At 57.7% G+C, this 6,386-nt stretch carries 5 protein-coding genes; 1 reads left to right on the plus strand and 4 read right to left on the minus strand.

Annotated features, from left to right (window positions below; all coding sequences use genetic code 11):
- Nucleotides 1-48: 48 nt before the first annotated feature.
- The 4 genes from nhaB to NN484_RS10110 form a co-directional block, all read right to left on the minus strand.
- Nucleotides 49-1,551 carry a sodium/proton antiporter NhaB gene (gene nhaB / locus NN484_RS10095; protein ID WP_274659032.1) on the minus strand — a complete coding sequence of 501 codons (1,503 nt, stop codon included), beginning with the start codon at nt 1,549-1,551 and terminating at the stop codon, nt 49-51.
- Between the two features lie 178 nt (nt 1,552-1,729).
- The gene (locus tag NN484_RS10100) at nt 1,730-2,653 is read right to left on the minus strand and encodes a hypothetical protein (protein ID WP_215499995.1); all 924 of its coding nucleotides are present in this window, start codon (nt 2,651-2,653) and stop codon (nt 1,730-1,732) included.
- 143 nt (nt 2,654-2,796) lie between these two features.
- Nucleotides 2,797-4,086, minus strand: coding sequence for an NHL repeat-containing protein (locus NN484_RS10105; protein WP_274659033.1), 1,290 nt, complete (start codon nt 4,084-4,086; stop codon nt 2,797-2,799).
- A 278-nt stretch (nt 4,087-4,364) separates the two neighbouring features.
- Complete coding sequence (locus NN484_RS10110) at nt 4,365-4,631, minus strand: hypothetical protein (RefSeq protein ID WP_127647662.1); 267 nt, start codon at nt 4,629-4,631, stop codon at nt 4,365-4,367.
- Nucleotides 4,632-4,976: 345 nt separating this feature from the next.
- Between NN484_RS10110 and NN484_RS10115 the strand changes: the two genes are divergently transcribed.
- The gene (locus tag NN484_RS10115) at nt 4,977-6,302 is read left to right on the plus strand and encodes a sigma-54 dependent transcriptional regulator (RefSeq protein ID WP_215499999.1); all 1,326 of its coding nucleotides are present in this window, start codon (nt 4,977-4,979) and stop codon (nt 6,300-6,302) included.
- Nucleotides 6,303-6,386 lie beyond the last annotated feature (84 nt).

Here is a 6,386-nt window from a genome sequence, read left to right on the forward strand (position 1 = left end):
CACACCGCATTCGCGAGCAGGCTCACTCCTACAGATTATTCGGTGTGATTACAGCCAGTAGCTCACCGCATACCAGCCCAGCAGCCCCATCACCACGGTGTACGGCACCGCCATCCACACCATCCGCCCGTACGACAGGCGCACCAGCGGGGCGATTGCCGACGTTAGCAGGAACAGGAACGCCGCCTGACCATTGGGCGTCGCCACGCTCGGCAGGTTGGTGCCGGTGTTGATCGCGATCGCCAGCGTCTCGAAGTGCTCGCGGCTCATGTGCCCGGACAGGAAGGCCTGTTTCACTTCGGTGATGTAGATCGTGGCGACGAACACGTTGTCGCTGATCGCCGAGAGCAAGCCGTTGGCAATAAACAGCATGCCCGGCTGCTGATCTGCCGGCAGCGCCAGCACCCACTGAATCAGCGGGGCGAACAGCTGTTGATCGTGAATCACCGCGACCACGGCAAAGAACACTACCAGCAGCGCGGTAAACGGCATGGCGTCCTTGAACGCGCTGCCCAGACGATGCTCGTCGGTGATCCCGGTAAACGCGGTGATCAGCACAATCACCATCAAGCCGATCAGGCCGACTTCCGCCACGTGAAACGCCAGGCAACCGATCAGAATCAATGCGGCGGCACCTTGCACCAACAGTGCAGCGCGTTGCCGCGCCGTGCGCTCGGCGTTGTCTTCGGCTGCGTAATTGGCCAGCACTGCACGCACGTTGTCCGGCAACAGCGTGCCGTAACCGAACCAGCGCAGTTTCTCCAGCAACACACACGTCAGCAGGCCCGCTGCCAGAACCGGCAGCGACACCGGTGCGACTTTCTGGAAGAACTCGCCAAAATGCCAGCCCATCTCATGGCCGATCAACAGGTTCTGCGGCTCACCGACCAGAGTGCATACGCCGCCCAGCGCGGTGCCGACTGCGCCGTGCATCAGCAGGCTGCGCAAAAAAGCGCGAAATTGTTCCAGGTCGTTGTGATGCAGGGTCGGCAGGTTCTGGTCATCGCCAAATTCGCTGTCCTGACGCGGATCGTTGCCTGAGGCGACGCGGTGATACACCGAGTAGAAGCCGACGGCCGCGCTGATGATCACCGCGGTCACGGTCAAGGCATCGAGAAACGCCGACAGGAAGGCCGACAGAAAGCAGAACATCAGCGCCAGAATCGCCTTGGAACGAACGCCCAGCAGCAGCCGCGAGAACAGAAACAGCAGCAGGTCCTTCATGAAGTAGATGCCGGCGACCATGAACATCAGCAACAGGATCACCGGGAAGTTGTGCACCAGCTCATCGTACAGCGCCTGCGGCGTGGTCATCTTCAGCAGCAGGGCCTCGATCAGCAACAAGCCGCCGGGCATCAACGGATAGCACTTGAGGGCCATGGCCAGGGTGAAAATGAACTCGATCACCAGCAGCCAGCCGGCGGCAACCGGGCCAGCCGTGAACAACACAAGGGCATTGAGGATCAGGAAGCCGACGATAGTCGCCTTGTACCAGCGGGGCGAATGCCCGAGGAAATTGTGCGCGAACGCCTGGGCCAGTGAACCGGACATCGGTTGCTCCTTATATTCAGAAGCGCGCAAATTGCCGGATGTGACGGGCAAGTTCAAGGTGTTACTGGATATATCTCGCATTCTTTGGACAGAAGTCTCGCGCAACGAGGGCGCTGACGATGAAAGCCCACCGAGCCGTGACTCGGCGGGCCTTCATTGTTAATGCGAGGGATGATTATCAAAGTTTTGACGAAACGACCCGGATGAAATAAGGGTCGGATATCTTGCCCTTATCGGATACGGTCCTCAATGCATGGACCCCTTCTCGGAGTTCCTCAATCGTTACTTGATAGACACCGTTCTGATTTGCGCGGAAGCGAACCAGATTTCCGCGATAGTCGGCAATCCAGCCTGTTTCGTCCGGGTGTGCCGTACCGACCAATGTTATCGTTCTATCAGTGGTGGAGCCGTGCTGTTCAATCAACTGATAATTTTCTTGGCCGATAACAAACTGAGCGCTGAGGGGGACCGGTAATTTGATCAGGACACGCCACGGATTTGATAGCTCACCGTCTTCTCCCCGAACGATGAACTCATGGCTGCCTGTTTGCAGTTCTTTGACGTGGGCACTCCAATGTCGGATTACATCGACGTTGAGTGTCTGGATAACCTTTCCGTTATCGAGAAGGTCCACTGTCTGATTAGCGGTGCCCCTACCCACAAAGTGCAATTCATCATGCAATGTGGCCCCGCCGGGTTCGATGTTTTCACCGTCAGGCCCGCTCACGTATTCGATTGACGCTGTTTCCCGCACATCCACAAAGATAGCCCATGGTGGTGACACTTCCCCATTGCTGGTGTGCGCGCTGTAGATGTGATACCCCCATTCCTGATTGGGAAGGGTAACGAAAAAGTTACCGATGTCGTCAACCGGGAAGAAATCATCATGAGCCGGATTGCCTCGATCAAATATTTGCACGCGTTGATCGGGATAGGCATGTCCCTTAAAAGATAATACGTCGCTCAGGGTAGTGCCATCGTGTGGAATTTCGTTACCTTGGCCATCGCTGACACCGATAATAGCTGTGTAGATCCGGTGCTCGCGCTTGTTCGGGGGTTGAACCAACGTACCTTGTTCATTCAGTTTGACTTGATCGTTCATATCAAAATTCCTTTTTCAGGTAGACGCACAGCGATCTGCGCGGCTCTTTATCTGAACGGCGATCAAGGGGGGTGTCTACTGTCAGAAATTACAGGTATGAAGGTATTCCCGACCAACGGTGAATGCTGTTTGCACTTGTTTTCCTATCGATTGAGATACCGCCCCACCATCGCACGGTAATTGCCTTCCAGCGAATAGCCGCCGACAACGATCGCGCCGTCCGCTTGTAAGGCCAGCGAATTGGCGGTATCGAGGCTGCGCCCCAGACGCGTGCGCAGCCAGCCGTGACCGTTGCCAAACGCTTCGTCAAGTTGGCCGTCGGGCAGGTAGCGCGCGACGATGAAATCCGCCTCGATACCGCCAATCGTCGCGCCCACGGCGATGATTCGGCCATCGGCCATGCAGTGGGCCGCGCTCCATTGGCAGCCGCTGGGGCCGATTTCCAGCAGGTGCGGGTGGCCGACGTTGTTGCGCAGCTCCGGGCGCCCGTTGGGGTGCAGGCTCAGCGCCATGCAGCGGATAGGATCGCGACTGCTGCCAAAGCAGTGCAGATGCTCCATCGATACGAGAACCTGACTGACCATCGCGCTTTGCCCGTGGGCCTTGAAGGCGAGGAAGCCGTCCACGGCGAAGCGCTCGTCCAGACGGCCGTCGGGTAGATAGCGCGCCACCAGCCCCTCTTGGGGGAAGCCGATGGAGCCCGCGACGACAATGCGCCCGTCGTCCTGCAGCAACAGGCTGTTGATCCAGGTATTGAGTAACAGATGGCGAATCATCACGAAGCCGCGACCATTGAAGCTTGCATCGAGCGCGCCGTTTGGGGTCAGGCGAATCAGCATGCCAGCATGGTCCGCGAGTTCGAAGTGGTGATTGGCGATCAGCAGAATGTGCCCGTCGTCCTGCACCGCAAAGTCACAGGCTTCGGCCCCCGGCACGCCGGGCGGTAGCCAGGGATCGCGTGAACCGATCGACAGATCGCCGGGCAGGCGCACGACTTGTCGACCGTTGTCGCCAAACGTCGGGTCAGGTGATCCGTCTGTGTTGAACCGTGCGAGGGCGGGCAACGTGCGGTGGGCATTTTCATAATGCAGGCCGGCCAGCAGAATTCGCCCGTCGGCCAACACCTGCACTTTGGCGCCCATGGCTTCGAAGCCGGAAGCGAACTCGCCAATCACACTGCCATGAACACCGAAACCGAGATCGGCAGAACCGTCGGGGAGCATTCGCGCCAGCCCGAAACGGCTACCGTTGGCAGTGCCGACCTTGGCGGCCACCAACACCCGGCCTTGTGGGTCGAGGGCCAAGCCTTGGGTCATGCTGGAGACGCTGCCGGCGAAATACACTTGGGCAATGCCGGAGTGGGCAAACCCTCTGTCGAGTTGTCCGGCGTTAGTCGTTGGTGGCGGGAGCGCTAAAGCGTTCTCGGTAATCATGCATGCCTCTCCTTGCAAGTTGACCGTGCCCGGCGGGGCGGGTAACTGCATGAGCGAAACATTCAATCCCTGAATACGCCGAAGTACAACTGACATAACTAACAGGCGGAGGGTCGCACTGTGCCAGAACAGTGTCTTTTTGAACCAAATGAAAGCGTGACAAGCAGTGGCGCCCGACGCTTTAAAAGAAGTTGTACAAAAGTACGGGAGGTCGCGGCAGCGGATAACTAATGAAGAAGTGGGCGGATGACATTGAAGTCATCCGCATTACCCTCTGATCAATCAGGCATCGACCACGATTGCAGCAGGTGACCTTCTTTGCTCAGTTCGGTGCGCGCCTGTAGCAGCAGTTGCTCGAGTTGCGCCGGATCGGAGTAGGCGCTGCTCGGAATCTGCTTGCGGCCGATATGCGAGTTGGTACGGTCGATGACGGTCAGGTTAAGTACACCGTTACCGTCTTGTGGGGCCCAGGCCACGCACTGAAAGGGTTTGAACGCGTGGTTGGCAATCAAAAGAGCTTCGTTGATACGGAGCGGGGCGGTCATGGGGTCTTCTCTCTAAGGTGCCCAATCAAGTGATGTGCCGTCGGTTGGGCTTACCGTTCGGCTGGTTACTTGTACTGATGCACGCAACCCCGTGACAGGTCACACACGATACAAAGAAATTTCAACTTTCTTTTTTATGCTCAGCGTACCGACAGTTTTTTGAAAGCCAGGTGAAAGATTCAACTCGATAGCTGACTAATAAACTCGCTTCTTATAACGCGTTAGCTTGTACACCTATAAGCAATCGATACAAGGCCCTGTCAATTTCTTGCTAGTGTTACAGTCGGGTCTGCCAAATGATTGTTTTTACAATAATTTCCTTAAATTTGGCGCCAAGGAAAAGTCATGATCGAAGCGCCAGCGTTACGACGATTATTGGTAGTCGACCCCTGTGACGACTGTCACCGCCTGCTACCCGGTTTGCGCGCGGCAGGGTGGGATGTCGACAGTTGTACGTTGGAAAATGCCGCCGATCGGACTTGCGATGTCGGACTGCTGCGTTTGCAACCTTTTCACCTTGAACGCCCCGAGGCGGTCAAGGAACTGATCAGCCGCAGTGGCACCGAGTGGATCGCGGTGTTGAACCAGGAAGTCCTGCGCCTGCAAAACGTTGGTGACTTCGTCTGCGAATGGTTTTTCGATTTCCATACCTTGCCGTTCGACGTCTCGCGGGTTCAAGTGACCCTTGGCCGGGCATTCGGCATGGCACGTTTGCGCGGGCAGGGGACGATTCACATCGATCAGCCGGAGCACGAATTGCTCGGCGACAGCAAGCCGATCCGCGAGCTGCGCAAGTTGTTGAGCAAACTGGCGCCCACCGAATCTCCCGTACTCATTCGTGGTGAAAGCGGCACCGGTAAAGAGCTGGTCGCCCGCACGCTGCACCGCCAATCCCAGCGGCATAACAAGCCGTTTGTCGCAATCAATTGCGGGGCGATTCCCGAGCACTTGATCCAGTCCGAACTGTTCGGCCACGAAAAAGGCGCCTTCACCGGTGCGCATCAGCGCAAGGTCGGGCGTATCGAGGCGGCCAACGGTGGCACGTTGTTTCTCGATGAAATTGGCGATCTGCCGCTGGAATTGCAGGCCAACCTGCTGCGATTCCTTCAGGAAAAACACATCGAACGTGTCGGCGGCAGCCAGCCGATTCCGGTCGATGTGCGGGTGCTGGCGGCCACCCACGTCGATCTGGAGGCGGCCATCGAGAAAAAGCGTTTTCGTGAAGACCTGTACTACCGGCTCAATGTGCTGCAAGTGGTGACCGCACCATTGCGCGAGCGCCACGGTGACCTGGCGATGCTGGCCAACCATTTCTCCCACTTCTATAGCCACGAAACCGGCCGCCGTCCACGCAGCTTCAGCGAGGATGCGCTGATTGCCATGGGCAAGCACGATTGGCCGGGCAATGTGCGTGAGCTGGCCAACCGGGTGCGACGTGGTCTGGTGCTGGCCGAGGGCCGGCAGATCGAGGCCCGTGATCTGGGATTGATCAGCCAGCACTCGATTTCTACGCCGATGGGCACACTGGAAGATTACAAGACCCGCGCCGAACGCCAGGCATTGTGCGATGTATTGAACCGCCACAGCGATAACCTCAGTGTGGCGGCGAAGGTGCTGGGGGTGTCCCGGCCGACGTTCTATCGGTTGTTGCACAAACATCAGATTCGCTAGGTATCAAAGATTAAAAGATCGCAGCCTTCGGCAGCGCCTACAGGTGTAATCCCGGTAGGCGCTGCCGAAGGCGGCGATCGTTTG

This window comes from Pseudomonas serboccidentalis (assembly GCF_028830055.1).
Lineage (GTDB): Bacteria > Pseudomonadota > Gammaproteobacteria > Pseudomonadales > Pseudomonadaceae > Aquipseudomonas > Aquipseudomonas serboccidentalis.

Coding starts and splice junctions, on each gene's coding strand:
- NN484_RS10105 (WP_274659033.1), bottom strand. CDS start 4,086: ATGATTACCGAGAACGCTTTAGCGCTCCCGCCACCAACGACTAACGCC.
- NN484_RS10110 (WP_127647662.1), bottom strand. CDS start 4,631: ATGACCGCCCCGCTCCGTATCAACGAAGCTCTTTTGATTGCCAACCAC.
- nhaB (WP_274659032.1), bottom strand. CDS start 1,551: ATGTCCGGTTCACTGGCCCAGGCGTTCGCGCACAATTTCCTCGGGCAT.
- NN484_RS10100 (WP_215499995.1), bottom strand. CDS start 2,653: ATGAACGATCAAGTCAAACTGAATGAACAAGGTACGTTGGTTCAACCC.
- NN484_RS10115 (WP_215499999.1), top strand. CDS start 4,977: ATGATCGAAGCGCCAGCGTTACGACGATTATTGGTAGTCGACCCCTGT.